The 26,635-nt window shown below is 66.4% G+C and carries 30 protein-coding genes; 2 read left to right on the forward strand and 28 right to left on the reverse strand.

Annotated features, from left to right (window positions below):
* The first annotated feature begins 152 nt into the window (after positions 1–152).
* Entirely contained in the window at positions 153–1,304 is a 1,152-nt protein-coding gene (locus A4F85_RS26085; protein WP_013800805.1) for a S1C family serine protease, read from the forward strand.
* 69 nt (positions 1,305–1,373) lie between these two features.
* Here A4F85_RS26085 and A4F85_RS26090 read toward each other — a convergent pair whose 3' ends face one another.
* On the reverse strand, positions 1,374–2,276 hold the full coding sequence (locus tag A4F85_RS26090) for a D-hexose-6-phosphate mutarotase (protein WP_082848295.1): 903 nt from the start codon (positions 2,274–2,276) through the stop codon (positions 1,374–1,376).
* Between the two features lie 85 nt (positions 2,277–2,361).
* Here A4F85_RS26090 and A4F85_RS26095 point away from each other — a divergent pair, with 85 nt between their 5' ends.
* Positions 2,362–3,552 (forward strand): spherulation-specific family 4 protein, encoded by a 1,191-nt coding sequence (locus A4F85_RS26095; protein WP_063328246.1) that lies wholly within the window; start codon positions 2,362–2,364, stop codon positions 3,550–3,552.
* Between the two features lie 85 nt (positions 3,553–3,637).
* Here the strand turns inward: A4F85_RS26095 and hisA are convergent, their stop codons facing one another.
* From hisA to A4F85_RS26230, 27 genes are all read right to left on the reverse strand, one after another.
* Positions 3,638–4,378, reverse strand: a complete 741-nt coding sequence (hisA, locus tag A4F85_RS26100; RefSeq protein WP_012207316.1) for a 1-(5-phosphoribosyl)-5-[(5-phosphoribosylamino)methylideneamino]imidazole-4-carboxamide isomerase — start codon at positions 4,376–4,378, stop codon at positions 3,638–3,640.
* A 61-nt stretch (positions 4,379–4,439) separates the two neighbouring features.
* Positions 4,440–5,108: an imidazole glycerol phosphate synthase subunit HisH gene (hisH, locus tag A4F85_RS26105; protein ID WP_013800802.1), complete on the reverse strand. Its 669-nt coding sequence runs from the start codon at positions 5,106–5,108 to the stop codon at positions 4,440–4,442.
* Between the two features lie 81 nt (positions 5,109–5,189).
* Entirely contained in the window at positions 5,190–5,795 is a 606-nt protein-coding gene (gene hisB / locus A4F85_RS26110) for an imidazoleglycerol-phosphate dehydratase HisB (RefSeq protein WP_012207318.1), read from the reverse strand.
* Entirely contained in the window at positions 5,792–6,916 is a 1,125-nt protein-coding gene (gene hisC / locus A4F85_RS26115; RefSeq protein WP_063328247.1) for a histidinol-phosphate transaminase, read from the reverse strand. The genes hisB and hisC overlap by 4 nt, the downstream gene beginning before the upstream one ends.
* A 53-nt stretch (positions 6,917–6,969) precedes the next feature.
* Complete coding sequence (locus A4F85_RS26120) at positions 6,970–7,407, reverse strand: PIN domain-containing protein (RefSeq protein WP_063328248.1); 438 nt, start codon at positions 7,405–7,407, stop codon at positions 6,970–6,972.
* Positions 7,404–7,652: a DUF6364 family protein gene (locus A4F85_RS26125; protein WP_017405472.1), complete on the reverse strand. Its 249-nt coding sequence runs from the start codon at positions 7,650–7,652 to the stop codon at positions 7,404–7,406. The genes A4F85_RS26120 and A4F85_RS26125 overlap by 4 nt, the downstream gene beginning before the upstream one ends.
* Positions 7,653–7,786: 134 nt before the next feature.
* Entirely contained in the window at positions 7,787–9,103 is a 1,317-nt protein-coding gene (gene hisD / locus A4F85_RS26130) for a histidinol dehydrogenase (RefSeq protein WP_013800800.1), read from the reverse strand.
* Positions 9,104–9,120: 17 nt separating this feature from the next.
* Positions 9,121–9,744, reverse strand: a complete 624-nt coding sequence (locus tag A4F85_RS26135; RefSeq protein WP_231890630.1) for a DUF6348 family protein — start codon at positions 9,742–9,744, stop codon at positions 9,121–9,123.
* A 31-nt stretch (positions 9,745–9,775) separates the two neighbouring features.
* Positions 9,776–10,426, reverse strand: a complete 651-nt coding sequence (gene hisG / locus A4F85_RS26140; protein ID WP_012207324.1) for an ATP phosphoribosyltransferase — start codon at positions 10,424–10,426, stop codon at positions 9,776–9,778.
* Entirely contained in the window at positions 10,423–11,691 is a 1,269-nt protein-coding gene (gene murA / locus A4F85_RS26145; RefSeq protein WP_063328250.1) for a UDP-N-acetylglucosamine 1-carboxyvinyltransferase, read from the reverse strand. Before murA ends, hisG begins: the two co-directional genes overlap by 4 nt.
* A 96-nt stretch (positions 11,692–11,787) precedes the next feature.
* Positions 11,788–12,036, reverse strand: a complete 249-nt coding sequence (locus tag A4F85_RS26150) for a BolA family protein (RefSeq protein ID WP_012207326.1) — start codon at positions 12,034–12,036, stop codon at positions 11,788–11,790.
* 129 nt (positions 12,037–12,165) lie between these two features.
* Complete coding sequence (locus A4F85_RS26155; protein ID WP_012207327.1) at positions 12,166–12,921, reverse strand: ABC transporter permease; 756 nt, start codon at positions 12,919–12,921, stop codon at positions 12,166–12,168.
* Entirely contained in the window at positions 12,918–13,847 is a 930-nt protein-coding gene (locus A4F85_RS26160; protein WP_017405469.1) for an ABC transporter ATP-binding protein, read from the reverse strand. Before A4F85_RS26160 ends, A4F85_RS26155 begins: the two co-directional genes overlap by 4 nt.
* Positions 13,848–13,920: 73 nt before the next feature.
* Positions 13,921–14,202, reverse strand: coding sequence for an STAS domain-containing protein (locus tag A4F85_RS26165; RefSeq protein ID WP_043822279.1), 282 nt, complete (start codon positions 14,200–14,202; stop codon positions 13,921–13,923).
* Between the two features lie 20 nt (positions 14,203–14,222).
* Complete coding sequence (locus A4F85_RS26170) at positions 14,223–14,864, reverse strand: MlaC/ttg2D family ABC transporter substrate-binding protein (RefSeq protein WP_012207330.1); 642 nt, start codon at positions 14,862–14,864, stop codon at positions 14,223–14,225.
* 116 nt (positions 14,865–14,980) lie between these two features.
* On the reverse strand, positions 14,981–15,784 hold the full coding sequence (locus A4F85_RS26175) for an MlaA family lipoprotein (protein WP_063328251.1): 804 nt from the start codon (positions 15,782–15,784) through the stop codon (positions 14,981–14,983).
* Positions 15,781–16,266 carry an outer membrane lipid asymmetry maintenance protein MlaD gene (gene mlaD, locus A4F85_RS26180; RefSeq protein ID WP_012207332.1) on the reverse strand — a complete coding sequence of 162 codons (486 nt, stop codon included), beginning with the start codon at positions 16,264–16,266 and terminating at the stop codon, positions 15,781–15,783. Before mlaD ends, A4F85_RS26175 begins: the two co-directional genes overlap by 4 nt.
* Positions 16,267–16,310: 44 nt before the next feature.
* The gene (gene mlaE, locus A4F85_RS26185; RefSeq protein ID WP_012207333.1) at positions 16,311–17,093 is read right to left on the reverse strand and encodes a lipid asymmetry maintenance ABC transporter permease subunit MlaE; all 783 of its coding nucleotides are present in this window, start codon (positions 17,091–17,093) and stop codon (positions 16,311–16,313) included.
* A complete protein-coding gene (locus A4F85_RS26190; RefSeq protein ID WP_013800794.1) occupies positions 17,090–17,929 on the reverse strand; it encodes an ABC transporter ATP-binding protein in 840 nt (279 codons plus the stop codon). The genes mlaE and A4F85_RS26190 overlap by 4 nt, the downstream gene beginning before the upstream one ends.
* A gap of 218 nt (positions 17,930–18,147) precedes the next feature.
* Positions 18,148–18,936 (reverse strand): amino acid ABC transporter ATP-binding protein, encoded by a 789-nt coding sequence (locus A4F85_RS26195; protein ID WP_373681080.1) that lies wholly within the window; start codon positions 18,934–18,936, stop codon positions 18,148–18,150.
* Positions 18,917–19,570 (reverse strand): amino acid ABC transporter permease, encoded by a 654-nt coding sequence (locus tag A4F85_RS26200; RefSeq protein WP_012207336.1) that lies wholly within the window; start codon positions 19,568–19,570, stop codon positions 18,917–18,919. Before A4F85_RS26200 ends, A4F85_RS26195 begins: the two co-directional genes overlap by 20 nt.
* A gap of 131 nt (positions 19,571–19,701) precedes the next feature.
* Positions 19,702–20,508: an amino acid ABC transporter substrate-binding protein gene (locus tag A4F85_RS26205; RefSeq protein ID WP_012207337.1), complete on the reverse strand. Its 807-nt coding sequence runs from the start codon at positions 20,506–20,508 to the stop codon at positions 19,702–19,704.
* A gap of 208 nt (positions 20,509–20,716) precedes the next feature.
* Positions 20,717–22,090 carry an exopolysaccharide Pel transporter PelG gene (gene pelG, locus A4F85_RS26210; protein ID WP_012207338.1) on the reverse strand — a complete coding sequence of 458 codons (1,374 nt, stop codon included), beginning with the start codon at positions 22,088–22,090 and terminating at the stop codon, positions 20,717–20,719.
* Positions 22,090–23,646 carry a GT4 family glycosyltransferase PelF gene (gene pelF / locus A4F85_RS26215; RefSeq protein ID WP_063328252.1) on the reverse strand — a complete coding sequence of 519 codons (1,557 nt, stop codon included), beginning with the start codon at positions 23,644–23,646 and terminating at the stop codon, positions 22,090–22,092. Before pelF ends, pelG begins: the two co-directional genes overlap by 1 nt.
* Positions 23,643–24,665, reverse strand: coding sequence for a hypothetical protein (locus A4F85_RS26220; RefSeq protein ID WP_063328253.1), 1,023 nt, complete (start codon positions 24,663–24,665; stop codon positions 23,643–23,645). The genes pelF and A4F85_RS26220 overlap by 4 nt, the downstream gene beginning before the upstream one ends.
* Positions 24,658–26,037, reverse strand: a complete 1,380-nt coding sequence (locus A4F85_RS26225; protein ID WP_063328254.1) for a PelD GGDEF domain-containing protein — start codon at positions 26,035–26,037, stop codon at positions 24,658–24,660. The genes A4F85_RS26220 and A4F85_RS26225 overlap by 8 nt, the downstream gene beginning before the upstream one ends.
* A 23-nt stretch (positions 26,038–26,060) precedes the next feature.
* Positions 26,061–26,612, reverse strand: a complete 552-nt coding sequence (locus A4F85_RS26230; RefSeq protein WP_063328255.1) for a hypothetical protein — start codon at positions 26,610–26,612, stop codon at positions 26,061–26,063.
* Positions 26,613–26,635: the final 23 nt, after the last annotated feature.

Genomic DNA, 26,635 nt, shown 5'->3' on the forward strand with positions numbered 1-26,635 from the left:
AAAGGCAAAAATCGGCACATCCCGATATAGCAATGTCGGTTGTCCGGTGATTCATCGATCACCCAGCGCCCCAGCGAACGCGCCCACCACCGCCCTGTGTACGACATGCCTCACAATGAGGCCTTGTACTCCCGCACAGAACACCACACTTCATGAAACGCACCTGGCTGCTGTTTTCGCAGGTGGTCACCATCTTGGTGGCTGCCTACTTTGTCGTCGCCACCCTGCAGCCGGACTGGCTGCGCCGTGGAGCCGTGCGCAGCAATGCCGGCATCGCGTTGCTGGAGGCGCCGGCCACGCCCGTCGGAGAAGTCAGCCCCGGCAGCTTTGCACCTGCGGCCAAGAAGGCAGCGCCGGCCGTGGTGAGCATCAACACCAGCAAGGCGGTACGGCATCCGCGCAGCAACGATCCGTGGTTCCAGTTCTTCTTTGGCGACCAGGGCACGCAGGAGCAGGCAGGCCTGGGCAGCGGCGTGATCATCAGCACCGACGGCTACATCCTGACCAACAACCACGTGGTCGAGGGCGCCGATGACATCGAGGTCACGCTGACCGACAGCCGCCAGGCCAAGGCCCAGGTGATCGGTACCGATCCCGAGACCGACCTGGCCGTGCTCAAGATCGCCCTGGACAAGCTGCCCGTCATCGTTCTGGGCAATTCCGACCAGATCGACGTGGGCGACCGCGTGCTGGCCATCGGCAACCCCTTCGGCGTGGGCCAGACGGTGACCAGCGGCATCGTCAGTGCACTGGGCCGCAGTCAGCTGGGCATCAATACCTTCGAGAACTTCATCCAGACCGACGCCGCCATCAACCCCGGCAATTCGGGCGGCGCACTGGTGGATGCCAGCGGCAATCTGCTTGGCATCAATACCGCCATTTATTCGCGCTCGGGCGGCAGCATGGGCATCGGCTTTGCGATTCCCGTATCCACGGCCAAGCTGGTGCTGGACGGCATCGTCAAGGACGGCCGCGTGGTGCGCGGCTGGATCGGCGTGGAGCCCAATGAACTGTCGCCAGAGCTGGCCGAGACCTTTGGCGTGAAAGCCGACTCCGGCGTGATCATCACCGGCGTGCTGCAGGCAGGCCCCGCTGCCCAGGCCGGCATGCGACCGGGCGATGTGATCGTGCAGGTGGGCGACAAGCCCATCCGCAATGTGTCCGAGCTGCTGACCGCCGTGGCCGCGCTCAAGCCCGGCGAGGCTGCGAAATTCGATGTGCGCCGTGGCGAAGGCCCCGTGGAGCTGCAGATCACCCCGGGCCTGCGCCCTGCGCAGTCGGCACAACGCATGCAGCGCCGCTGACCCGGTCCCCGCCCCAACGAAAAAGCGCCTGTTCACAGGCGCTTTTTCCATTGCAGGGCCGGCGCTGAACTACAGCTTGTGCAGGCGCTGGGCCGCGCGCCAATGCGCACCGGGTGCCACATGTACGGGCGCATCGATGGCGGCGGCCTCCACGCACAGCATCTGCTGCCACCCTTGTGGCGGCATGTCGGCCAGGCGGGCACACAGCGCAGGGCCGGGGTTCCAGACCACGGTCTCGCTCCAGGCGGCATCCTGCGAGATGCGCAAGCCTCCGGCAGGAGCGGCCAGTTCCATGGTCTTCCCGGGCCGGGGGTAGACGCGATCGAGCTCTTCGCCAAAGCGCACGTCGCCTTGCTGCGTGGGATGGGTGTCGGCCACGGCATCCCAGTAGGGCAGGCCGTCAAGGCCTTGCAGCCGGCATTGCTCCACGTCCGCCACGCGCAGGTAGCTGTGCAAGGCGGCAGTGAAGGCCAAAGGCGTGTCGCCCCGGTTGTGCACCACCAGCTCCACGTCAAGCCGGCCGGGCAACAGCGTCACCTCCAGCCAGGTCTCGAAGGAGTGCGGCCAGACGGCGCGCGTCTGCGGCGTATCGGCAAGCTTGAGCCGCAGGAACAAGCCATCGCCGGCAAGAACCTCGGCCTGTGCTGCATCGGCCTGCCACGGCAGGGTGCGCGCAAAGCCGTGCTTGACCAGCGGGCCGCGTTGGTTGAATTGGGGAAAGCAGACCGGAATGCCGCCGCGTATGGGTGTGTGGCCGTCATGGGCGGCATGAGGGCTCAGGAACAGTTGCTCCTCGCCACCTGCCTGCCAGGACAGCAGCTGCGCCCCCTGCAAGGCCACCAGGGCGGTATCGCCGCAGGCCAGGCGCAGGCGGATGGCGGGCAGGCCCTGCCATGCATCGGCGCAGGCGCCGGGAGCTTGCGCGGCCGCAGGTAAAGCTGTTACTGCGGGAAAGGAAGATGTAACTTTCATGCTTGAATATAGCCTTTCCCCCGCTCAGCCCTCCTCTGTCATGCAACGCTCCCACGCTCCCTCTCCTCTTGTCCTGCGACTCGGCATGCTCGCCCTGGCCGCCTCGGTGGCCTCCTGCGGCGGAGGCGGCGGTGGTGACAGCAACGCTGGCGGTGGCAATGGCGGTAATGGGGGTGACGGCGGCACCGGCCAGCCCGGAGTGACCTCGGTCACCGTGCAATGGACGGCCCCTGCCGCCAGGGATGTGGTGACTGCAGGCTCGGCACTGACCCTGCGCGCAGGTGTTCTGGCCGATGGCGTGAATGCCGCCGATGGAACCGTGGTGAGCTTCAGCGCAGCCACAGGCGTCAGCACCTCGGCACTGACCAGCTCCGGCGTGGCAACGGCTTCGCTGACCGGCGCCACGCCGGGCCCCCAGCAGGTGCAGGCCAGCGCCACCGTGGCAGGCCGCACGGGCAGCGCTTCCCAGACCTTCTATCTGCGTCCTGCACCTGCACCGCTGCGGGTGCTGGTGCCCACGTACTTCTATCCCACCGGCGCGGGAGCCACGGCCTGGAATGCGCTGACGGCCAGCGCACAGGCGAATCCGACCGTGCAGATGACGGCCATCCTGAATCCGGCCAACGGCATTTTCAGTGGCCCGGACGCGAACATCACGCGCGCCGCCACCGCTTTTGCCAACGCGGGCGGGCAGCTGGTGGGCTATGTGAGCTCCAGCTATGGCACGGGCACGCGATCGCTGGCCAGCATCCAGGCCAATATCGACAACTATTTCACGCACTACGGCGCAGGCCTGGTCAAGGGCTTCTTCATTGACGAGATGGCGGCCACCACCAACCGGCTGGACTTCTACCGCACCATCTACCAGTACATCAAGGCCAAGAATCCCAACCTGATCGTGATCGGCAACCCGGGCCTCGTGCCCGTGGCCGGTTATGCCGATGTGGCCGATGTGTTGACCACGTTCGAGGGCAAGGGCTCCACCTACGCCACCTACGATCCGCGCACGACGAGTTTTGACTGGCTGTACGGGCTGCCCAACAGCCACCAGGCCTCGCTGGTGCACAACGTGTCGGGCTGCGCGGCCATGCAGACGGCCGTTCAGTCGGCCGCCTCGGCCCGCTACCAGGCGGGATGGATCTATGTGACCCAGCTGGAGTTCGAGCCCAGCACCGGCGTGGGCAACCCCTGGGCCGGGCTGCCGAATTACTGGGATGCCTTTGTGCAGACCGTGCGCGCCACCAATGCCGGGCAGGCCATGCCCGCCTGCCCGTAAAGAAAGCCTGAAGCCCAGGCGCTGAATGCAGCGCGGGCGCCTGTGAAGCACAGGCGCCCGCGGATACAGGGAAGGCGCAGGCCGTTCAGGCCCTGAGCTCGTCGGCGCGGGCCTGCGCCGCGGCGAAGTCAAGGTCCCCCGAGTAGATGGCGCGGCCGCAGATCACGCCTTCGATGCCTTCGTCCTCGACCTTGCACAGCGCTTCGATGTCGGCCATGCCCGCCAGGCCGCCCGAGGCGATGACGGGAATCTTCAGCGATTGCGCGAGATTGACGGTGGCGTCGATGTTGATGCCCGTGAGCATGCCGTCGCGGCCGATGTCGGTGTAGATGATGGACTCCACGCCCCAGTCCTCGAAGCGCTTGGCCACCGAGTGCACGTCCTGGCCCGTGAGCTTGCTCCAGCCGTCGATGGCCACCTTGCCGTCCTTGGCATCGAGCCCGACGATCACATGGCCGCCGAAGGCGCTGCAGGCGTCCTGCAGAAAGCCCGGGTTCTTCACGGCAGCGGTGCCGATGATCACGTAGCTGATGCCGGCGTCTATGTATTTCTCGATGGTGTCCAGGTCACGGATGCCGCCGCCGAGCTGCACCGGAATCCGGCCGTCCACCTCTTTGAGGATGGCCTTGATGGCCACCAGGTTCTTGGGCTGGCCCGCAAACGCGCCATTGAGGTCCACCAGGTGCAGGCGGCGTGCGCCGGCGTCGAGCCAGCGGCGGGCGATGATGGCCGGGTCTTCGCCGAACGTGGTCGACTGGTCCATATCACCCTGGATGAGGCGTACGCAGTGGCCGTCCTTGAGGTCGATGGCAGGAATGAGCAGCATGATGGTTTGCGAGCAATGAAGGCCTGGGATGCAGCGGCCGGTGCGGGGAAGGAAAGAGGGTTCAGGGCTTCCAGCCCAGAAAGTTGCGGAACAGGGCCAGGCCCTGGTCCGCGCTCTTTTCGGGGTGAAACTGGGTGGCGAAAATATTATCGCGTGCGATGGCGCAGGCAAAGCGCCCGCCGTAGTCGGCCTCTGCAGCGCAATGCTGGGGCTGCTGCACCACGGCGTAGAAACTGTGCACGAAGTAGTAGAAGCTGTCTTCGGGAATTCCACGCCACAGCGGGTGGGACTGCCCGGCATTGTGCTTGCGGTGCACGCGGTTCCAGCCCATTTGCGGCACCTTGAAGCGGCTGCCGTCGGCCTGGACGCGGCCCGCCAGATCGAACTTGCGCACATTGCCGGGGATCAGGCCCAGGCCAGGCACATCGCCCTCGTCGCTGTGGTCCAGCAACATCTGCATGCCCACGCAGACGCCGAACAGGGGCTTGTTGGCAGCGGCGTGCAGCACGGCGTCCTGCAGGCCGGATTCGCGCAGTTCGCGCATGCAGTCGGGCATGGCGCCCTGGCCCGGCAGCACGACCCGGTTGGCGGCCAGCACCACCTCGGGATCGGCGGTGACCACGACCTGCCAGCCGGAGTCGGCGGCGGCCGTGCGCACGGCCTGGGAAACCGAGCGCAGATTGCCCATGCCGTAATCGACGACGGCGACGGTGTTGTCAGTCAAACTCATAGCGTGTGGCGCGTGTTCGGTCGGATTTTCGGCTGGATTGCCCGGTCAGATCAAGCTCTGACCGGAGTCAATCGCTTCTCTTTACAGAGCGCCCTTGGTCGAGGGGATGACGCCGGCCATGCGCTCGTCATGCTCCAGCGCAAAGCGCAGGGCGCGTGCGAAGGCCTTGAAGATGGTCTCGCACTGGTGGTGGGCGTTGAAGCCCTTGAGATTGTCGATGTGCATGGTCACGCCCGCGTGGTTGACGAAGCCCTGGAAGAACTCGTAGACCAGCTGGGTGTCGAGCTGGCCGATGCTGCCGGCCGTGAATTTCACGTCCATGTGCAGGCCCGGGCGGCCCGAGAAATCGATGACCACGCGGCTCAGGGCCTCGTCCAGCGGCACATAGGCATGGCCGTAGCGGCGGATGCCCTTCTTGTCGCCCACGGCCTTGGCAAAGGCCTGGCCCAGGGTGATGCCGATGTCCTCCACCGTGTGGTGGCCGTCGATGTGCAGGTCGCCCTCGCAGTCGATATCGAGGTCGATCAGGCCATGGCGCGCGATCTGGTCGAGCATGTGGTCCAGAAAGCCGATGCCCGAGCGCAGGCTGGCCTTGCCCGTGCCGTCCAGGTTGATGGCGACCTTGATCCGGGTCTCGGCGGTATTGCGCTGCACTTCGGCGGTGCGTGCGGGAGCTGCATTGCTCATAGGGATTCCTTCAGGGCCGCCAGCATCTGGGCGTTTTCTTCGTGGGTGCCCACGGTCAGTCGCAGGCAGTTGGCCAGCAGCGGGTGCATGGCAGAGACATTCTTCACCAGCACGCCCCGGGCCTTCATCTCGGCCTGGGCGCGCGCGGCATCGCGCACGCGCAGCAAGACCATGTTGGCCTCGGACGGCCAGATCTTTTCCACACCCGGCAGCGTGGCCAGCGCATCGATCAGCGGTTGGCGCTCGGCGCGGATGGCCACGGCCTGCTGCGCATACAGCGCCTCGTGCTCCAGCGCGAAGATGGCCGTCTCGCAGTTGAGCACGCTGATGTTGTAGGGCGGGCGCACCTTGTCGATCTCGCCGACGATGGCGGCCGGGCCGATCAGATAGCCCAAGCGCGCACCGGCCAGGCCGAACTTGCTGAGCGTGCGCATCAGCAGCACATGGGCGTTGCGGGCCGGGTCGGCGCGCATGTTCTCTGCCCAGCTGCGGCGGGCGAAGGGCTGGTAGGCCTCGTCCATGACGACCAGGCCGCCGATGGCGCCGACCGCGTCGATCACGGCCTGCACATCGGCCTCGGCCCAGAGCGTGGCCGTGGGATTGTTGGGATAGGCGATATAGGTGATGGCGGGGCGGTGCTCGGCAATGGCGGCGCGCATGGCGGGCACGTCCAGCTCGAAGTCGGCCGTCAGGTTGACGCCCACGAAATCCAGGCCCTGCAGCCTGGCGCTCATGGGGTACATGACGAAGCCCGGCATGGGCGCCAGCATGGTGGCGCGGCCCTCGGCGTGGGGCTGGGCACAGGCCAGGGCCAGCAGCGTGATGATCTCGTCCGAGCCATTGCCCAGCAGCACGGCGCTGCCGGCCGGCGCCTGCGCGTAGCGGGCCAGCATGTCCTTGAGCACTTCCTGGCGCTCGCCAGGGTAGCGGTTGATCTCCAGCCGGCCCAGGCGCTCGCCCAGCGCGGCCTGCAATTCAGGGGGCAGGCGGAAGGGGTTCTCCATCGTGTCCATCTTGAGCAGGCCTTGCGAGGGCTGCACATGGTAGGCATGCATGGAGCGAACATCGGCGCGGATGCGCTCCAGGGCCAGGGCCTGAACCTGCAGAATGGAAGCTGTCATGGCATGCACACTTTCACGAGTCAGTGGGGGAAGAAATCCATCAGCGAAGCCGCTCAGGCCTGCTGCTGCGGCGGCGCCTCGTGCAGCGGGTGCACCATGGCGACGCCGCCAAACTGGGTGCCGTGCGGCAGGTGCAGGGTCAGCATCTGCTCGCAGCCGCTGTGCTGGGCGCAGGCCACGGCCAGGCAGTCGCCAAAGGCCAGTTGGTGGCGCGATTGCACGGCCCAGGCGGTTTCCAGCGTGGCGGCATCGGTCTTCCAGGGCGTCCAGGTCTGGTAGCGGCGGATGGCGGCGCGCGCATCGCCCTGCGGCAAAGGCTGGGCGGCCGTGGTGACCTGTTCATAGAACTCGCACAGCGACTGGCTGCCGGTGCGCCCGCTGCGCGTGCGCCACAGCAGGTCCAGCCACTGCAGCACGGCGGCATGCAAGGCGCCCTGCCCCGTGTCTTCGGCAGCGACCAGCACGGAGGTATCGACAAAGACGGTGTTCATGCCTGGCCCTCGCGGCGCAGCGCGGCACTGCGCTGGGCGGGCTGCGTGGATGACGGCTGGCCGCCGTCCCAGCCGCGCTCGTCGGTGCGCCAGGCCAGGTAGGCGCGCTCGTAGGCATCCTCGCGGCGCTGCATCTCGGCCATGAAGTCGCCCACCATGCGCGAGACGCTGGTGCCGCGGCGCGCGGCCTCGATGCGGGCCCATTCGAGCACGCTGTCTTCGACGGTGATGGTGAGGTTCTTCACAGGGCACAAGTCTACACGAAATTCGTGTTCCACTGATTTCGTGTCAATTCTTGACACGCTTGCTCCAGCGTTCAGGCAGCAAAAAGCGCCGCCCCTTTCGGTGACGGCGCCTTCGTCCCACAGGAAGCGAGTGTCTACTTCAAACGCATTTCGGCCGCACGCGCATGGCCTTGCAGGCCTTCGCCATGCGCCAGCACCGAGGCGATGCGGCCCAGGGTCTGGGCACCCTGCTCGCTGACCTCGATGAGGCTGGACCGCTTCTGGAAGTCATAGACCCCCAGCGGCGAGGAAAAGCGCGCCGTGCCGCTGGTGGGCAACACATGGTTGGGGCCGGCGCAGTAGTCGCCCAGGCTCTCGCTGGTATAGGCACCCAGGAAGATGGCGCCTGCATGGCGCAGCAGCGGCTCCCACTGGTGGGGATCGTTGCTGGAGACTTCCAGGTGCTCGGGCGCGATGCGGTTGCTGATGGCGCAGGCCTCCTGCATGTCGCGCGTGAGGATGAGGGCACCCCGGTCGCTCAGGCTCTTGGCGATGATGGCGCGCCGCGGCATCTCGGGCAGCAGGCGGTCGATCTCGCGCTGGACGGCGGCGATGTAGTCGGCATCGGGGCACAGCAGGATGCTTTGCGCCAGCTCGTCATGCTCGGCCTGGCTGAACAGGTCCATGGCCACCCAGTCGGGCGGCGTGCTGCCGTCGGCCAGCACCAGGATTTCACTGGGGCCGGCAATCATGTCGATGCCCACGGTGCCGAACACCCGCTTCTTGGCGCTGGCCACATAGGCGTTGCCGGGGCCGGTGATCTTGTCCACCTTCGGAATGGTGGCCGTGCCGTAGGCCAGGGCCGCCACGGCCTGGGCACCGCCGATGGTGAAACCGCGCGTGACGCCGGCCACATAGGCGGCAGCCAGCACCAGGGCGTTCTTCTCGCCGCGTGGCGTGGGCACGACCATGATGATTTCCTGCACGCCAGCCACGTGGGCGGGAATGGCATTCATCAGCACGCTGGACGGATAAGCCGCCTTGCCGCCGGGCACATAGATGCCCACGCGGTCCAGCGGCGTGACCTTCTGGCCCAGCAGGGTGCCATCGGCGTCACGGTAGCTCCAGCTTTCGCCGCTGGCGCGCTTTTGAGCCTCGTGGTAGGTGCGCACGCGCTGGGCGGCGGCCGTCAGCGCATCGCGCTGCTCGTCGCCCAGGCTGTCGAAGGCGGCCTTGAGCTCGGCCTGCGTCAGCTCCAGCGCTGCCATGCCGTCCACCTGCAATCCGTCGAAGCGCGCCGTGTACTCCAGCACGGCCGCATCGCCGCGCTTTTGCACATCGGCCAGGATGTCGGCCACGCGCTGCTCGATGGCCGCGTCCGTGTCTGCCGACCAATGCAGGCGCTGCGCAAAATCGTGTTCGAAGTTGGCGTCCGCAGTCGACAGGCGGGCAGGGGCAGCTACATATTCCATTGTGGTTTCCTTGGGGTCTAGCAGGCCGTCTCGCAGCCGTGCTTCAGTATCAAGAACAGGCGCGCGCCGTAGTAGCCGTCGCGCGGGGGCCAGTCCTGGTCGCGCAGCAGGGCTTCAGCACTGGGCCACTTCTGATTGTCCTTGAGCGCTTCAATGGTGAAATCACCATTGTTCTGCCCGACAAAGAAGCGGAACCAGTGCAGGTCCTCGTCCTTGTCCAGCGCCTCGGCCTCGATCAAGGCCCGCAGGCGCTCAGTGATGCCTTCGGGCAGCGGGGCATCGTTGCGAAGATGCCAGGGGCCCGGATAGGCCTGCCAGTGCCTGCCCTGGACCTGCCAGGCCTCGGCTGGCACGGCATCCTCATCGCGCGCCGTCCACAGGGCGGAGAGCATCACATGCAGGTCGCTGACAGCGAAGTGGCCGAATGCGTCGTGCATTCCCTGCAGGCCTTCACCCAGGCCCGTGAAATTCTCGATGATCTCGCGCCGGTCCGGCAGGCGGACCACCACGGCCAGGGAACCGACCAGGGGATGGCCGAGGTAGGCACCGCGCCAATCAGCCAGCACGCCTGGTGCCTGGCCGCCAGGCAGCAGCCAGCCGTTGTATTCCTCGCAGGGCAGGCCATGCGCGGCGAAACACAACGCAAGCGCCTCCTTCGCCGGATCGCCGGGCTCAGCCCCTGGGGCCATTTACCGCCTCGGCGAAGGCATCGATGATGTGGCGCAGCGGCTCGCGCTTGAGCTTGAGCGCCGCCTGGTTGACCACCAGGCGCGAGCTGATCTCCATGATGGGCTCGACCTCGACCAGGTCATTGGCCTTGAGCGTGTTGCCGGTGGACACCAAGTCGACGATGGCGTCGGCCATGCCGGTCAGCGGGGCCAGCTCCATGGAGCCGTAGAGCTTGACCATGTCCACGTGCACGCCCTTGGTGGCAAAGAAGTTGCGCGCGATCTCGGGGTACTTGGTGGCGATGCGCAGGCGGGCGCCTTGCTTGACGGCCAGCGCATAGTCGAAGCCGTTGCGCACGGCCACGCTGACGCGGCAGCGCGCGATCTTCAGGTCCAGGGGCTGGTACAGGCCCTGGGCGCCATGCTCGATCAGCGAGTCCAGGCCGGCCACGCCGAGATCGGCGCCGCCGTACTGCACATAGACCGGCACGTCGGAGGCACGCACCAGCACCACGCGCACGTCGCTCTTGTTGGTCTCGAAGATCAGCTTGCGCGACTTTTCAATGTCTTCGCTGACCGAGATGCCGGCTGCGGCCAGCAGCGGCACGGTTTCGTCGTAGATACGGCCCTTGGACAGGGCAATCGTGATGGTCATTGGGAAACTCTTTCGATGTCGGCACCCAGGCCGCGCAGCTTGTCTTCCATGCGATCGTAGCCGCGGTCCAGATGATAGATGCGATCGACCAGGGTCTCGCCCTTGGCCACGAGGCCGGCGATGACCAGGCTGGCCGAAGCGCGCAGGTCGGTGGCCATGACGGCCGCGCCCGACAGCGACTGGCTGCCGGTGATGGTGGCAACGCGCCCGTCGGTGGTGATCTGCGCGCCCAGGCGCAGCATTTCATCCACGTGCATGAAGCGGTTCTCGAAAATGGTCTCGGTGACCATGCTGCAGCCTTCGGCCACCAGGTTCAGCGCCATGAACTGCGCCTGCATGTCGGTGGGAAAGCCCGGGTATTCGGTGGTGCGGAAACTCTGGGCCTTGAGCTTGCCGGCCGCGCGCACGCGGATGCCGCCGTCCTCGGCGGACACCTCGGCGCCCGCATCCTTGAGCTTGTCGATGACGGCGCCCAGATGGTCGGCGCGGCCATTGCGCAGCAGCGCATTGCCGCCGGTTGCGGCCACGGCGCACAGAAAGGTGCCGGCCTCGATGCGGTCGGCCACCACCTGGTGCTCGCAGCCGCTCAGGCGCTCCACGCCCTGGATGACGATGCGGCCGGTGCCATGGCCTTCGATTCTTGCGCCCATCTTGATGAGCATTTCGGCCAGGTCGCCGATCTCTGGCTCCATGGCGGCGTTTTCCAGCACGGTCTCGCCTTCGGCCAGCACGGCGGCCATCAGGAAGTTCTCGGTGCCCGTGACGGTCACCATGTCGGTGGTGATGCGGGCGCCCTGCAGGCGCTTGAGATGCCCGGGCAGGCACGCGTGCATGTAGCCGTTCTCGACAACGATCTCGGCGCCCATGGCCTGCAGGCCCTTGACGTGCTGGTCCACGGGGCGCGAGCCGATGGCGCAGCCGCCGGGCAGCGACACGCGGGCCTGGCCGAATCGGGCCAGCAGCGGGCCCAGGGCCAGGACCGAGGCGCGCATGGTCTTGACCAGTTCGTAGGGTGCCTCGGGGTTGGACAGAGAGCCGGCGTTGATGCGCACGGTGCCGCTGTCATCGTGCTCGGCGCTGACACCCATGTTGCGGATGAGCTTGAGCATGGTGGCCACGTCCTGCAGGCGCGGCACGTTGCGCAGGGTGACGGGCTCGGACGACAGCAGCGCGGCGCACAGCTCGGGCAAGGCGGCATTCTTGGCGCCGGAGACCGTCACCTCGCCATGCAGCGCTCGGCCACCGCGAATCAGGAGTTTGTCCATGGCTGACAGCCTTGAATCTGGAAATCGGGGAAAAGAAGATGCCGCACGGGCCGTGGCGACCGGTGCAGCAGGAGTCTGAAGTGCCTGACCGCCGGCTCAGGCCTGGCCGGCCTGGGCAGCCCACTCGGCGGGCGTATAGGTCTTCATGGACAGGGCATGGACCTCGTCGGTGTGCATGCGCTGGCCCAGCGTGGCGTAGACCAGGCGCTGGCGCTGCAGCAGTCGCTGGCCCTCGAATTGGGCCGAGACGATGGTGGCAAACCAGTGCCGTCCATCACCTTCCAGCGCAATGTGTTCGCAAGGCAGGCCGGTGGCGATCAGTTCCTTGAGTTGGTCTGCAGTCATGGGGGGGAAGCTTTCCTGCCATGCATCGTGGCATGGCCTTGGTTGGCGGCGGCGCCGGGCGCCGGCCGCCTGTTCATGGGTGGATTCAACAATGCGGGCACAGCGCCCGCCGCAGCCTGTGGAAAAACCTCAGCCGCGGATCTTGTAGCCGATGCGCAGCAGGTGCACGGCCAGGGCGCTCACCGCCAGCCAGGCCGAGCCTACGATGGCCAGGCTTACCCAGGGCGACACGTCGCTCTGGCCGAAGAAGCCGTAGCGGAAGCCGTCGATCATGTAGAAAAACGGGTTCAGATGGCTGACTTTTTGCCAAAAAGGTGGCAGCGACTGGATGGAATAGAACACGCCCGACAGGAACGTCATGGGCATGATCAGGAAGTTCTGGAAGGCCGCCATCTGGTCGAACTTGTCCGCCCACAGGCCGGCGATCACGCCCAGCGTGCCCAGCAGCGCCGCGCCCAGCAGGCCGAAGACCAGAATCCACAGCGGCGCCGTGAATTCGGGAATGGCGAAGTACAGCGTGACGATGAAAACGCCCACGCCCACCAGCAGCCCGCGCAGCACCGAAGCGCCCACGTAGGCACCAAACCACGCCCAGTGCGACAGCGGCGTGAGCAGCACGAAGACCATGGAGCCCATGATCTTGCTCTGCACCAGGCTGGAGGAGCTGTTGGCGAAGGCGTTCTGCAGCACGCTCATCATCACCAGGCCGGGGATCAGGAAGGCCGTGTAGCTGATGCGGTCGTAGACCAGCACCCGGCCTTCAAGCACATGGCCGAAGATCAGCAGATAGAGCACAGCCGTGAGCACGGGTGCGGCCACGGTCTGGAAGCTGACCTTCCAGAAACGCAGCACTTCCTTCTTGAGCAGGGTCTGCCAGCCGTTCATGCCGAAGCTCCCTGCGAGGTCTGGCCTTGTTCGTTCATCACGTGGATGAAGACATCCTCCAGATCGGCACGGCGGATTTCCACGTCCTCGGGGACGACGGAGCCCTCGCGCAGCGCGGCGAGCAGGCGCTCCACATCGCTGGCGTCGTTGGCGGGTATCTGCACGATGCGGCCGGTCACCCGTGCCCGCGCGGCCAGGGCCGGCGGCAAGGCGGTATCGGTCTTGAACTGCAGCACGTTGGAGGAGGCGGACTTGAGCAGATCCGACATGGTCGAGAGCTTGACGATGTTGCCCTGCTTGAGCATGGCCACGCGGCTGCACAGCGCCTCGGCCTCTTCCAGGTAATGGGTGGTGAGCAGCACGGTATGGCCTTCGCGGTTCAGGCGCGCGATGAAATGCCACAGCGTCTGGCGCAGCTCCACGTCCACGCCGGCCGTGGGCTCGTCCAGCACGATGATGGGCGGCTTGTGCACCAGGGCCTGGGCCACCAGCACGCGGCGCTTCATGCCGCCGGACAGCTGGCGCATGTTGGAGTTGGCCTTGTCGGTCAGCCCCAGGCTGTGCAGCAGCTCGTCGATCCAGTCGTCATTGTTCTTGACGCCGAAATAGCCGGACTGAAAGCGCAGCGCCTCGCGCACATTGAAGAAGGGATCGAAGACCAGCTCCTGCGGCACGATGCCCAGCTTGCGCCGGGCAGCCGAGTAGTCGGCATGCACGTCGCTGCCCTGGACCAGCACGCGGCCGCTGGTGGCGCGCGACAGGCCGGCCAGGATGCTGATCATCGTGGTCTTGCCAGCGCCATTGGGACCGAGCAGGCCGAAGAACTCGCCCTCCTCGATGTCCAGACTCACGTGGTTGAGCGCCTGAAAGGCCCCCTTGGGGGTCTGGTAGGTCTTGGAGATGGATTGGAATGAGACGGCAGACATGCGAGGCGCGATTCTAGGCCCTTGCAGCCAAACCTGCCTTGCAGGGCTCTTTGCAGCGGCGCGCTGCGCCGGCTCAGGAGGGGGAGGATGCGTCGGTCAGCAGCCCATCGACGCCGTACAGCGCCGCCATGGACTGCAGGCCCTGCGGCAGGCCCACGACCACCAATTGCTTGTCGGCCGCCTTCGCGGTGCGGCGGCAGGCCAGCAGCACGGCCAGGGCGGCCGAGTCGAAGACTTCGATGCCGCTGGCATCGACGCGCACCTGGGCGCCATCGAAGGCCTGCACCTGGGGCTGCAGCTGCACAAGGCAGCTGCGCGCCTGGCGGTAGGTCAGTTCACGGGGGAGCTGCAGCATGGCGCGCGCATCAATGGCCGTCAGCCCTTGGAGGCCGGCGTGGCAGGCATCTTGCCGCGCGTGGCAAGGGTCTCGATCAGGCCGTCGATGCCGCGGGCATTGATTTCCTGGCTGAACTGGTTGCGGTAGGTTTCCACGAGCCACACGCCCAGTACGTTCAGGTTGTAGATCTTCCAGCCGTCGCCGGACTTTTCAAGGCGGTAGTCCAGCTGCACGGGCTCGCCGCGGCCCAGCACTTCGGTGCGTACCAGCACATCGATGTCGCCGGGCGCAGCGCGCACCGGCTTGACATTGATGGTCTGATTGCTGACCTGGGTCAGCGCGCCCGAATAGGTGCGGATCAGCAGGGCCTTGAACTCGGTCTCCAGCTTCTCGCGCTGTGCAGGCGTGGCCTGGCGCCAGGCCGGGCCCACCGAAGCCGAGGTCATGCGGCGGAAATTCACATAGGGCATGACCTTGTCATTGACCAGCGCATTGACCTTGGAGACATCGCCCTCGCGCAGCGAGGGGTCCTTCTTGATGGTTTCCAGCACGTCGGTGGAGACACGCTTGATCAGCGCATCAGGGGTTTCATCGGCCGCGTGGACGGGCAGCGCAGCGCCCCAGGTTCCCATGGCCAGCACGGCTGCCGCGGCAGCGCTCCAGGCACGTCGATTGATCATCACTCTTCCTTTCCCAGCAGGGCCTCAATGCCCCGGACCGGGTTGATATTGCACATTTTTCCGGCCGTGCCGTGTCAGGCGCGGACCGTTTTTCATCTCGGGATGTTACGAACTGCTTACTTTGCGCCGTCTTCGGGCGGCAGTTTGCCGGCATCTTCGTCGTAGTCCTCGATGCGGCCGTCATCGCCGGACTTGCCACGCCGCAGGTTCAGGTAGACGTCACGCGTCAGGCTGTAGCGGTCAAGGGCGACGGAGTCCAGCGTGTCCGAGGCATTGAGCAGGCGTGCACGCGTATCCACCAGTCGCAGCACATACAGGCTGTTGCGCACGGGGATGTCGTTGATCGCCGTCAGGGGGCTGCCCCAGGCATCCACAGGCAGAGCCGCCGTGTCACGCACCGTGGACGGGCCGAGCAGCGGCAGCACCAGGTACGGCCCCGTGGGCACGCCCCAGCGGCCCAGCGTCTGGCCGAAGTCCTGCTTTTGGCGCTCGATGCCGGCCTCGCTGGCGATGTCGAGCAGGCCTCCCAGGCCGAAGACCGTGTTCACCGAGAAGCGCACCATGGAGTTGTAGGCACCCTCGGCCTGCCCCTGCAGCGCGTTGTTCACGAACGACCAGGCATCGCTCAGGTTGGAGAAGAAGTTGCTCACCCCATCGCGCGCCAGGCGCGGCGTGACATCGCGGTAGGCCGTGGCCACCGGCTTCAGGACGGCGCGGTCCAGCCCGTCATTGAACGAGTACATGCTGCGGTTGAACGGCTCGAACGGATCCTGGGGGTTGCGTGCCTCGCCCGGAGCGGTGGCGCAGCCGGCGAGCAGCGAAGCGGCGGCCAGCGTGCCGAGCATGGCTGCGCGCTGCCAGGAGGCTGCCTGGGCGGCAGGGCGACCCGCGGTCGCCTGTTCATGGTGGTTGGTTGTCATTCTTTGCCTCCTGCACCGGAGCTGCCACCCTGCTCGGCCTTGCCGTAGAGGAACTGTCCGATCAGATTTTCCAGCACAACGGCCGACTGGGTTGCGACGACGCGGTCGCCATCCTTGAGATTGTGGTCATCTGCACCGGCTTCGATGCCGATGTACTGGTCGCCGAGCAGGCCGCTGGTCAGGATCTTCAGGGAGCTGTCCTTGGGAAAGGCGTAGCGGTTTTCCAGGGCCATGGTCACGCTGGCCTGAAAGACCTTGTCGTCGAAGGTGATGGATTCCACACGGCCCACGACAACGCCCGCGCTGCGCACGGCTGCCTTGGGCTTGAGTCCGCCGATGTTGTCGAAGCGCGCGGTCAGCGTATAGGTCTTCTGGAAGTTCAGGCTCAGCAGGTTGGCCGACTGCAGCGCCAGGAACACCAGCGCCGCAGCGCCGATCAGCACGAACAGTCCGACCCAGACATCACTCTTGGATTGCTGCATGGTTTGTTTTTCCTTGATTTGCGAGAGGTGGCACCGGTGCCGGGTCAAAGGCTGAACATCGTGGCCGTGAGCAGGAAGTCCAGCCCCAGCACGGCCAGCGAGGCCATCACCACCGTGCGCGTGGTCGCGCGGGACACGCCTTCGGGCGTGGGCTTGGCTGCATAGCCCTGCAGCAGCGCGATGAAGGTCACCGCCACGCCGAACACCAGGCTCTTGAGAACGCCGTTGCCCAGGTCATACCACCAGTCCACGCCGTTTTGCATCTGGCCCCAGAAGGCGCCGCCATCGACGCCGATCATGACCACGCCCACCAGCCAGCCGCCGATCACGCCGACGGCACTGAAAACGGCCGCCAGCAGCGGCATGGCGATCAGGCCCGCCACGAAGCGCGGCGCCAGGATGCGGCGCACTGGGTCCACGGCCATCATCTCCATGGCCGACAACTGCTCGCCGGCCTTCATCAGGCCGATCTCGGCCGTCAGCGCCGTGCCGGCACGACCGGCAAACAGCAGCGCCGTGACGACGGGGCCGAGTTCGCGCACCAGCGACAGCGCCACCAGAAGGCCCAGCGCCTCGGCCGAGCCATAGCGCTGCAGCGTGTAGTAGCCCTGCAGGCCCAGCACGAAACCGACGAACAGGCCGGACACGCCAATGATGGCCAGCGAATAGTTGCCCAGGAAATGGATCTGGTCGCCGATCAGCCGCGGGCGGCCCAGCGCAGGCCCCATGAGGGCGAGCAGGCGGCCGAACAGGCGCGTGCCCATACCCAGCTGCGTCAGCTGTTGGCGTACCGCCGCGCCAATGCGTGCGGGATGCAGCCGGTTCATGCGTGCCTCCTGCCGTTGCTCTTGCCGGAGCTTGCGGGGTTGCCGAAATCTTCCTCGGCGCTCACGCCGGGGTAGTGGAAAGGCACGGGGCCGGTGGCCCGTGCGTGGATGAACTGCTGCACCAGCGGGTCGGGATTGGCCCGCACCTCATCTGGCGAGCCCTGGGCGGCGACGCCGCCGTTGCCCAGGATGACCACATGGTCGGCCACGTGGAAGGTTTCCTCCACGTCATGGGACACCAGGATGGAAGTCAGGCCCATGGCGTCGTTGAGTTCGCGGATCAGCTGGGCGGCCGTGCCCAGGGAGATGGGGTCCAGCCCGGCGAAGGGCTCGTCGTACATGATCAGTTCGGGGTCCAGCGCAATGGCCCGCGCCAGCGCCACGCGGCGGGCCATGCCGCCCGAGATCTCGCTGGGCATGAGGTCGCGCGCACCGCGCAGGCCCACGGCATGCAGCTTCATGAGCACGATGTCGCGGACCAGTTCGTCGGGGAGATCGGTGTGCTCGCGCAGCGGGAAGGCCACGTTGTCGAACACGCTCATGTCGGTGAACAGCGCGCCGAACTGGAACAGCATGCCCATGCGCCGGCGCGCGGCGTACAGGCCTGCGGCGTCCATGGTGGTGACGTCCTTGCCATCGAACAGCACCTGCCCCTGCTGGGCATGCTGCTGGCCGCCGATCAGGCGAAGCACCGTGGTCTTGCCGCCGCCCGACGCCCCCATCAGGGCCGTGACCTTGCCGCGCGGCACCTGCAGCGACAGGTCGCGCAGGATCACACGTTCGCCATAGCCGAAGGTGACGTTGCGCAACTCCACGAAAGAGGCGGTTGGGATCATGCTGTGGTGCGGTCGATAAATGTTCGCAGGCAAGCCCGCTATTGTGCAGACAGGTGCCGATGCCTGCTCATCACCCCCCGAGATAAACATACATCCGTGTATGTTTCTCAAAAAGTCATGGCAGAAAACGCCATAAAAAAAAGAGCATGCTTCGCTTGCTACACAAGCGTTGCACGCTCTCTGGACCTGGGGAAAGTCCGGACTGGACAGATGTTTTTTTACAACATGTTCTGCAGAAATGCCTGGGTCCGGGCGTGCTGCGGCGCTGCAAAAAAGGCTTCCGCCGGGCCTTGCTCGACGATCTCGCCCTTGTCCATGAAGATCACGCGATTGGCCACCTCGCGGGCAAAGCCCATCTCGTGGGTCACGACCAGCATGGTCATGTGCTCCTGGGCCAGCTCGCGCATGGTGCGCAGCACTTCGCCGGTCAGCTCCGGGTCCAGCGCGGAGGTGGGCTCGTCGAACAGCAGGATGTCCGGCTCCATGGCCAGAGCCCGGGCGATGGCCACGCGCTGCTTTTGCCCGCCCGACAGTCGGTTGGGATAGGCATCGCGCTTTTCCAGCAGGCCCACCTTGTGGAGCAGCGCCTCGGCCTTGGGCACGATCTGCTCGCGCTTGAGGCCCTTGACGACGATCGGCGCCTCGATGATGTTCTCCAGCACCGTGAGGTGCGGGAACAGGTTGAAGGACTGGAACACCATGCCCATCTTGCGGCCGATCTGGCGGATCTGCGCCTCGGGCACGTAGTGGGCGCGGCCGTCCGCGCCGCTGTCCACCAGCACCTCGCCCTCGACGGCGACACGGCCGCTGTCAATGGTTTCCAGGTGGTTGAGGCAGCGCAGGAACGTGCTCTTGCCCGATCCCGAAGGACCGATGACGGCCACCACCTCGCCGCGCGCCAGCTCCAGCGAAACGCCGCGCAGCACCGGCACACCGCCAAAGCCCTTGCAGATGTTCTGCGCCGAGATCATGGTCTCGGGCGCGTTATCACGCGTCGTATTTGGCATGGCGTTTTTCTAGGTATTGGAAGATCCAGGTCAACACGAGAGTCATGACCAGATAGAAGCCTGCGGCCACCACGAAGGGCGTGATGGTGAAGTCGCGCTGCACGATGCCGCGCGCGGCGCGCAGCAGGTCATTCAGGGCCAGCACGTAGATGAGCGAGGTGTCCTTGACCAGGGTGATGGTCTCGTTGCTCACAGGCGGGATGATGCGCGCCCACATCTGCGGCAGGATGATGCGGCGCATGGTCTGGCCGTAGCTCATGCCCAGCACCTTGGCACCCTCGTACTGGCCGCGGTCCACGGACTGGATGCCCGCGCGGAAGATTTCGGCGAAGTAGGCGGCGTAGTTCAGCGCGAAGGCGACCACGGCGGCAGGAAAATCGGGCAGGCGCACGCCGATCACGGGCACGAAGGGCAGCGCGAAGTAGATGAACAGCATCTGCAGCATCAGCGGCGTGCCGCGCATCAGCCAGATGTAGCCGCCGACCAGCCGGCTCAGGGCGGGAAAGCGGGAGATGCGCATCAGCGCCAGCGACAGTCCCAGGGGAATGGACAGCGCCAGGGTGATGACGAAGAGCTTGAGGGTGACCAGGGCGCCGGCGGACAGCGGCCCCATGAGCGAGATTACATATTCCATCGAATGGCCTCAGTGCGGTGCGCGGCCCCGCCGGCATCGGCAGGATCCGGGCAGCCACGGGCGCGTGCGTCCCAGAACGCAAAAGACCGGCAATGCCAGGCTGGCCTTGCCGGTCGCATGGTGTGCCGGATTTACTTGATGATGTCCTTGCCGAACCACTTGGAGGCGATTTCGGCGGCCTTGCCGTCCTTCTTCATCTCGGCCAGCGCGGCTTCGAGCTTGCCCAGAACTTCGGTGTCTTCCTTGCGCAGGCCCACGCCGTAGTCCTCGGTGCCGAAGTTGTCCTCGAGCACCAGGTACTCGCCAGCCTTCTTGGCCACGTGGAAGCGGCCCACGACCTCGTCGACCACGACGGCGTCCAGGCGGCCGGCCGACAGGTCCATCAGCGCGGTGATGTTGTCGCCGAAGGTCTTCAGGTCCTTGAAGCTGGCGGCCACGGCGGCGTCCTTCTTGATGGCGTCCACGGCCGAGCTGCCATCCTGCGCGCCCACGACCTTGCCTGCCAGGCCAGCCTTGTCCTTGATGTCGGAGTTGGCGCGCACGATGATGATCTGGTGGTTCTCCATGTAGGGCGCGGTGAAGGCGATGTTCTTCTTGCGCTCTTCGGTGATAGTCAGGCCGTTCCACAGCGCGTCGACGCGCTTGCCGACCAGCTCGGCCTCCTTGGCGCTCCAGTCGATGGGCTTGAAGTCCACTTCCACGTTCATGCGCTTGGCGGCTTCACGCGCCATGTCGATGTCGAAGCCGACGATCTCGTTCTTGTCGTCACGAAAGCCCATGGGCGGGAAGTTGTCGTCCAGGCCGATCACCAACTTGGTCATGGCTGCCGGCACGGGGGCGGCAACCGGCGCGGCGGCGGTCGATGCGGACTCGTTCTTGCCGCAGGCTGCCAGCAGTGCAGACAGGGCCACCATGGCCAAGAGGGTGCGTTTTTTCATGGCTTAAAGCTTTGGAGTGGAAAAAGCGAAAGGCGGCGGCCGCTGCACGCAAGGTGCGCAATCGTTGTAATGAATGGTTCCTCGGCGGAACCTTTGTCTCGGTTGGGTGCCGGCGCCGAATCCCGTATTGTCGCGCAGACCGGCGCCCCCCGCCAACACGCTGGATCAAGACCGTGCAAATCGGCAAATGGCGAGAGATGCCTGCCGGTCACTGCAGCATGAAGGTCTTGTATTCGAGCCGGTTGAGCTCGCGCGAGAGCAGGTACAGCCCCACGCACAGCGTCACCAGCATGGCCAGGCAAAAGCCGTAGCCATAGAACGCGGCGCCCAGCGCCAGCGAGATGCCCGTGAAGGCGATGTTCAGCGCCACCAGCAGCAGGCAGAGCATGAACACGATGCGCCGCTCGTCCAGGTAGAAGAATACGTTGAGCACGGCCATCACACCCACCTGCAAGCCGGCGCCCACCACCTGCACGTGCAGCAGCGGCAGGTACAGCTGGGAGATGCCCAGCAACTGCAGGATGGCCGGCCCGGCCACCAGGGTGACGAGGACGGCCAGCGTCTGCACCTTGGCGATCTCGCCCAGGCCCGCCTGGATGGCGTAGACCATCTCGTTGCGCATGGACTCGATGTATTCCAGCGATCCGCCGCCGCGCACGGCGTCGAAGAACTTGTCGTAGTACTCGACGAAGTCGGTCTCGATGCGCACCAGGAAGACCGCCATGCCCGGAATGATGGACAGGTACGACAGGAACACCGGCAGGTCGTAGATCAGCGAGGCCCTGAGTCCGCCGATGATCTGCTGCGAGGTCGGCGGGTAGTACCAGAACATGAACTTGTCGATCCAGATGCCCAGGTTGTAGAGCACGCCGATGCCGATCAGCGCCGGAAAGATCAGCGAGCGCTGCGTGAAGTCGAAGGCGATCCAGCGCTGCTGCAGCGGAAAGCTGCGCAGCACGATCATCCACATGCCGGCCAGCAGCAGCACATGGCCGATCACGAAGCTGGCCAGCAGCCCTTCCAGCCCCCAGTAGCGCAGCGGCAGCGCCAGCAGCACGATGAGCAGGTAGGTGGCGCCGAACAGCCCGGCAATGGCCCGGTAGTGCTTGAGGCCCGACAGCAGCACGGTCATGACCCAGACCACGCACATCAGCGTGAAGCCGGCCAGCATCAGCACGCGGTACAGCAGGCCCTGCCCCGGCAGCACCACGAACAGCGCCAGCGTGCCCAGCGCGCTGGCCGTGGCCACGACCACCAGCAGCAGGCCATGCAGGTTGGGCAGGATGCTCTCGTCCTTCTTGAGGAACAGCTGGTCCGACACAAAGCGCGTGAAGGCCAGTTGCGCCGCCCCGGTCAGGATCAGGCTGCTGGCCACCAGATAGGTCACCGAGGTCTGGAACTGCGTGACCAGCAGCGGCGGCGCCACCACGCTGACGCTGAACACCCCCACCAGCAGGATGCCGATGATGGAGAACACCCACGGCCCCGAGCCGATGACGCCCGCATAGGCGTAGGCCTGGAGCACGCTGGTCAGCGTGTTCTTGCGCAGCAGGTGGCGCAGTTCGAATCCAATGCCGGCCATCAGTGTTTTTCCTCGGACTGTTGCAGCGCCCTGTCGTAGACCTGCCTGTAGCGCTCGAACAGCAGCCGGTCGGAGTAGTAGCGCTCCACGCGCGCAATCCCGGCCGCGCTGGCGGCCTGCCACTGCGCGGGCGAGCTCAGCAGCTCCAGGCAGGCGTCGGCCAGCGCCTCGGGGTTGGCAATGCCGACCACGCGCCCGCACGAGCCCAGGGCCTGGTCTTGCGGCTCCAGCCCGTCGATGAGCTGGCGGCAGGAGCCCACGTCGGTGCTGACCACGGGCACGCCTGCGGCCTGGGCTTCGAGAATCACCAGGGGCAGCGCCTCGCTGATGGAAGACAGCACGACCACGCCCACCTTGGGCAGCAGCTCCTCCACCTTCTGCATGCCCAGAAAGCGGACGTTGGCCTGCAGGCCCAGGCTGTCCACAAGGTTCTGGCATTCCTCGGCATAGGCCGGGTCCTCGGCCGTGGGGCCGGCCACCCAGGCCTGGGCCTGGGGCATCCGGTTGACCACGCGGCGCATGGCGCGGATGAAGGTCTTGATGTCCTTGATGGGCACCACGCGGCCGATCAGGCACAGCACGGGCGGCACCTCGGCGGGCCGCTGGGTGCGCAGCGGCGCAAAGCGCTCTATGCGGATGCCGTTGGGGATGCTGACCGTGCGCTCGGCGGCCGCGCCATCGGCCACCTGGCGCAGGCGGTTGTTCTCGTACAGCGCAATGATGGGATCGGCCGCGCCATAGCAAAAGCGCCCCATCCAGTCGAAAAACCGTATCCACATCTGCCGGAAGAACGACACCTCCATGGGGTCGCGCTGGAAGATGTTGCGGTTGTCGCGGATCCAGGAGCTTTGCAGCAGGTCGATCTGGCGCTCTTTCGTGTAGATGCCATGCTCGGACAGCACCAGCGGCAGGCCGCGCGCATGGTGCAGCAGGCCGCCCAGAAATCCCGCATAGCCGGTCGAGACGGTATGCAGCACGCGCACCGGGATCAGCCCATGGGCGATGCGCGCCATCAGCCACAGCGGCTGCAGCATGATGCGCACGGTCCAGAAGAAGTCCACGAACGACGGGTCGGTGCAGTGGCGCCGGTAGCTGTCGCGGATCAGGTCCCAGGCGAATTCGCTGTGCAGGAAATCCTCCAGCGGCAGGCTGCCGCCGGGCTGCAGCTCCAGCGCAATGGAGCGCATGGCCGCCAGCACCTTGGCCCGGCTTTCGGCACTGCCGTCATGCGCCTCCAGCGCGCCCAGGAATTCCTGGGCCTTGGCCAGGGCTTCAGGATGGCCGCGCGAAGGGGCGGGCTGGATATTGGAGTGCAGCGCGTCAAACAGGTAGTGCTGCTCGAAGTGCACCACGTTGGGCGGCAGTGCGTAGCGGAAATCGCCATAGTCCTCGCGCCGGCTGCCCAGGAAGACGATGGCAAAGCGGTGCTCGGGATAGGCCTGCAGGATCTGGTTGACCCAGCTGGACACACCACCGCTGACATAGGGAAAAGTGCCTTCCAGCAGCAGCGCGATGTCCGCATTGGCCGCCGTGGGGAACTGGCTCGCACGGCTCATGAGGCACTCCAGTAGCGGATGCTGGGCTTCAGGCGCGGCAGGGCTTGCTCGATGTCCAGCGAACGCATCAGGGCCTGCGCCTTGGCGAATTCGCGCCGATCGAACAGCAGCTCGGCCTGGTAGGGCACGACGCGTGCCGGCTCCATGCCCAGCGCCAGCGAGCGCTCATAGCAGGCCAGCGACTCCACCGCCCTGCCCTGCATGTGCAGCAGCCGGCCACGGCGCAGCAGCAGCAAGGCGTTGTCGGGCCGCTGAGCGAGCACCAGGTCGCAGTAGTGCAGGGATTGCTTGATGGCGTGGTCGCGCACATCGCCCTGCGCCACGCCCTGGTAGACCAGCTCCGCGTAGAGGTCGGTCAGCGCCCGCGCCGCCTGCAGGCCACGCGGCCCGTAGGGCGCATCGCCCTCGGACTGGCGGGCATGCTCGAACAGCTGCAGCTCCTGGTGGATGGTCTTGCTGATCTCGCGCTCCTTGGCGTCCAGCATGCTGTAGGCCAGCAGGCGCAGGTCTTCGCTGGAATCGCCCAGCGCCGTGCGCAGCATGGGCGAGGCAATGCGCCCCGGCACGCTGCCCAGCGCCACCATCGCCCGCATGCGTGAGGCGACCGGCACATTGGGATTGGCCAGGAAGGACTGCAAGCCCGCCTGGCGGCGGCTGGTGCTGGCCTGCTGGTGCGGGTCGAAATCGGGCAGGGGCATCACCGGGAAACGCGGGCCGCCACGCGGGCCGCGCTGGGTGTGCAGCGCAATGGTGGCGACCACGGCGCCCAAAATGCCGGCCACCGGCACGGCATAGGCAAACAGCCCCATCAGCGCCGCCAGGGCCAGGCGCTGGCGCACCGACTTGGCCGAGGTGGCCAGGAAGGGCGCCAGGCACAGCGCCAGCAGGCCGCTGGCCAGCCCGTGGGCCGTGAGATAGCCCAGCAGGGCCGCGTCCGACTGGCTGCGCAGCAGCCACAGGCTGCTCCAGGAAGCGATTTCCGCGGCCAGCGCGCCCAGGGCCAGCTTGAGGTTAAGCATGGCCCTGCCCCATTTGATGGAGCCGCTCCAGCACGCTGCTGGCCGAGCAGCGGTCCAGCAAGATGGTGCGCGGGAAGATGCCCGCATCGGCCAGCGAGGCCACGCCGCGCTGGGCCAGCCAGCCCTCGATGCGGTTCAGGTAGCCCTCGGCCGTGGCGTTGGTGCCCAACGGCATGAAGATGGCCAGCAGTTGCCGGCCATCGCTTTCCCGCAGCCAGGAGCGGTCCAGCATGCGCTCCAGCCGCATGATCTGCTGGGCCATCTGGGCCTGCACAGCCGAGGGCGACAGCTCCAGCGCCACCACCACGCTGCTCAGGCGCGCGCTGCGGTTGACATGCTCCATGCGCTGCAGTTCGAACGCGAAATGCGGCGGGCAATCGGGATAGGCCTGCAGCAGCGGCGCAGCCAGGCTGTTGGCGGCCACGCTGTCCGTGTAGTAGCCCAGCAGCAGGTTGATGGTCTGCAGCGCCTCTTCCTGCAATGCGAAGAAAGGCATTTCCTCGACCAGCAGCAGGCCGTAGATCTCGCCCTCCAAGTCCAGCATGGGAGCCACGACGATGTACTGCGTCTGCTGGCCCTCCGCCATGCTTTGCGAGACATGGCACAGCACATGGCTGTCCAGCGCCTGGCGCACCAGCGGATCGTGGACATGGATGGGCCGCTCGCCCCCCAGCTGGGCAATGGGCGTGGGGTCCAGCACCTCATTGCGCACGGGCACCAGGCTGGCCACGCTGATCTGGCTGAAGCGCGACAGCAGGTTGAGCAGGCTTTGCGCATCGCCCTCGGCGCCACTGAGGCCGCTGAGCACGTTGATGGCATCGCGCATGGACACGGGGCGGCCTATGAGCTCCTGCTCCAGCCGGTCATGCGACAGGCGCAGCAGGTAATGCTGGCGGATCAGCTGCTCGGTGCGCTGGTCCATGTAGTTCTGCGCCGTGCGCGCGCGGCGTATGCGTGCGCGCCAGAGGCTGGAGATCTCGCCCACGACCATGACCAGGATCAGGCCGCCCAGAAAGTACTGTTCCGGGAACAGCGACAGATCGCGCTGGTTGACCCCCAGCCAGGCCAGCAGCAGCACGCCGGCCGCCGACAGGCCGGCCACCGGCCCGTAGCGCAGGGCCACCACCACGGGCGCCAGCCAGGCCCAGGGGAACTCGGACTCCACCCACAGGGGGTTGTCCGGGTTGGCCCACATGCCGATCAAAACGGCCAGCACCGGCAGCAGCAGCGTCTCGCCCACCACCACCCAGGGCTTGGCGCTCGTCTGCACAAGCAGGCCCAGCGGCGAGCCTCTGAATTCCGCGGCAATGCCGGCGCGGCGCGGTGCAGCGGAATGCGGTGCCGCCTTGGGCGTGCTGGCTTGGTCTGGCATGAAGAGTCGTTCCCTGGATGCGCTTATCGGGCGTTGGCCAGGCCTGTGCCCAGCAGGTTGCGGATCAGCTTCTGGCCCACGGCGGCCAGTGCCTCGCGGCTCCAGCCGCTTTGCGCGCCCGCACCGCTCCACACGGTGGCGCCGGTTCCCACGTCCACGATCTCCAAGGTCACGCCCACGGCCGGCTCGCCATCCACGCCCACCTTGTAGCGCCATTCGTCCACCGCGCCCGTCAGCGCATAGCGCACGCCTTCGCCGCGCGCCCAGGCCAGGGCGTCGTCGCGGCGCTTGGCTTCGCGGCCGTCGAACAGGGTTTCCTGCAGTGCATCGCCCGTGTAGCGCTTGACCTGGCCCACGCCACGCGCATTGATCAGCGCCGCGGCAATGGCGGCGGCGCGGTTGCCGGCCATGGGCGTTTCGGTGTGGTTCTCGAAGGGCAGCACCGCCCAGCTGGCGTTCGTCTCCAGCGCGGGCGCCGTGCCCCGGTCGATGGTCGAGCAGGCAGACAGCAGGCCGACAAGGGCAATACCCGTGAGCACGCGAAGGCGGGAGGCGAAAGTGGTGCGGTGTGTCATGGAGAGGCTCCTTGAAGTCTTCG

Source organism: Delftia sp. GW456-R20 (genome assembly GCF_001622915.1).
Classification (GTDB): domain Bacteria; phylum Pseudomonadota; class Gammaproteobacteria; order Burkholderiales; family Burkholderiaceae_C; genus Comamonas; species Comamonas acidovorans.

Excerpts from the sequence above, each read along its gene's own strand:
- A4F85_RS26085 (WP_013800805.1), top strand. The coding sequence starts at position 153 with ATGAAACGCACCTGGCTGCTGTTTTCGCAGGTGGTCACCATCTTGGTG.
- A4F85_RS26090 (WP_082848295.1), bottom strand. The coding sequence starts at position 2,276 with ATGAAAGTTACATCTTCCTTTCCCGCAGTAACAGCTTTACCTGCGGCC.
- A4F85_RS26095 (WP_063328246.1), top strand. The coding sequence starts at position 2,362 with ATGCTCGCCCTGGCCGCCTCGGTGGCCTCCTGCGGCGGAGGCGGCGGT.
- hisA (WP_012207316.1), bottom strand. The coding sequence starts at position 4,378 with ATGCTGCTCATTCCTGCCATCGACCTCAAGGACGGCCACTGCGTACGC.
- hisH (WP_013800802.1), bottom strand. The coding sequence starts at position 5,108 with ATGAGTTTGACTGACAACACCGTCGCCGTCGTCGATTACGGCATGGGC.
- hisB (WP_012207318.1), bottom strand. The coding sequence starts at position 5,795 with ATGAGCAATGCAGCTCCCGCACGCACCGCCGAAGTGCAGCGCAATACC.
- hisC (WP_063328247.1), bottom strand. The coding sequence starts at position 6,916 with ATGACAGCTTCCATTCTGCAGGTTCAGGCCCTGGCCCTGGAGCGCATC.
- A4F85_RS26120 (WP_063328248.1), bottom strand. The coding sequence starts at position 7,407 with ATGAACACCGTCTTTGTCGATACCTCCGTGCTGGTCGCTGCCGAAGAC.
- hisD (WP_013800800.1), bottom strand. The coding sequence starts at position 9,103 with ATGGAATATGTAGCTGCCCCTGCCCGCCTGTCGACTGCGGACGCCAAC.
- hisG (WP_012207324.1), bottom strand. The coding sequence starts at position 10,426 with ATGACCATCACGATTGCCCTGTCCAAGGGCCGTATCTACGACGAAACC.
- murA (WP_063328250.1), bottom strand. The coding sequence starts at position 11,691 with ATGGACAAACTCCTGATTCGCGGTGGCCGAGCGCTGCATGGCGAGGTG.
- A4F85_RS26150 (WP_012207326.1), bottom strand. The coding sequence starts at position 12,036 with ATGACTGCAGACCAACTCAAGGAACTGATCGCCACCGGCCTGCCTTGC.
- A4F85_RS26155 (WP_012207327.1), bottom strand. The coding sequence starts at position 12,921 with ATGAACGGCTGGCAGACCCTGCTCAAGAAGGAAGTGCTGCGTTTCTGG.
- A4F85_RS26160 (WP_017405469.1), bottom strand. The coding sequence starts at position 13,847 with ATGTCTGCCGTCTCATTCCAATCCATCTCCAAGACCTACCAGACCCCC.
- A4F85_RS26165 (WP_043822279.1), bottom strand. The coding sequence starts at position 14,202 with ATGCTGCAGCTCCCCCGTGAACTGACCTACCGCCAGGCGCGCAGCTGC.
- A4F85_RS26170 (WP_012207330.1), bottom strand. The coding sequence starts at position 14,864 with ATGATCAATCGACGTGCCTGGAGCGCTGCCGCGGCAGCCGTGCTGGCC.
- A4F85_RS26175 (WP_063328251.1), bottom strand. The coding sequence starts at position 15,784 with ATGACAACCAACCACCATGAACAGGCGACCGCGGGTCGCCCTGCCGCC.
- mlaD (WP_012207332.1), bottom strand. The coding sequence starts at position 16,266 with ATGCAGCAATCCAAGAGTGATGTCTGGGTCGGACTGTTCGTGCTGATC.
- mlaE (WP_012207333.1), bottom strand. The coding sequence starts at position 17,093 with ATGAACCGGCTGCATCCCGCACGCATTGGCGCGGCGGTACGCCAACAG.
- A4F85_RS26190 (WP_013800794.1), bottom strand. The coding sequence starts at position 17,929 with ATGATCCCAACCGCCTCTTTCGTGGAGTTGCGCAACGTCACCTTCGGC.
- A4F85_RS26195 (WP_373681080.1), bottom strand. The coding sequence starts at position 18,936 with ATGCCAAATACGACGCGTGATAACGCGCCCGAGACCATGATCTCGGCG.
- A4F85_RS26200 (WP_012207336.1), bottom strand. The coding sequence starts at position 19,570 with ATGGAATATGTAATCTCGCTCATGGGGCCGCTGTCCGCCGGCGCCCTG.
- A4F85_RS26205 (WP_012207337.1), bottom strand. The coding sequence starts at position 20,508 with ATGAAAAAACGCACCCTCTTGGCCATGGTGGCCCTGTCTGCACTGCTG.
- pelG (WP_012207338.1), bottom strand. The coding sequence starts at position 22,090 with ATGGCCGGCATTGGATTCGAACTGCGCCACCTGCTGCGCAAGAACACG.
- pelF (WP_063328252.1), bottom strand. The coding sequence starts at position 23,646 with ATGAGCCGTGCGAGCCAGTTCCCCACGGCGGCCAATGCGGACATCGCG.
- A4F85_RS26220 (WP_063328253.1), bottom strand. The coding sequence starts at position 24,665 with ATGCTTAACCTCAAGCTGGCCCTGGGCGCGCTGGCCGCGGAAATCGCT.
- A4F85_RS26225 (WP_063328254.1), bottom strand. The coding sequence starts at position 26,037 with ATGCCAGACCAAGCCAGCACGCCCAAGGCGGCACCGCATTCCGCTGCA.
- A4F85_RS26230 (WP_063328255.1), bottom strand. The coding sequence starts at position 26,612 with ATGACACACCGCACCACTTTCGCCTCCCGCCTTCGCGTGCTCACGGGT.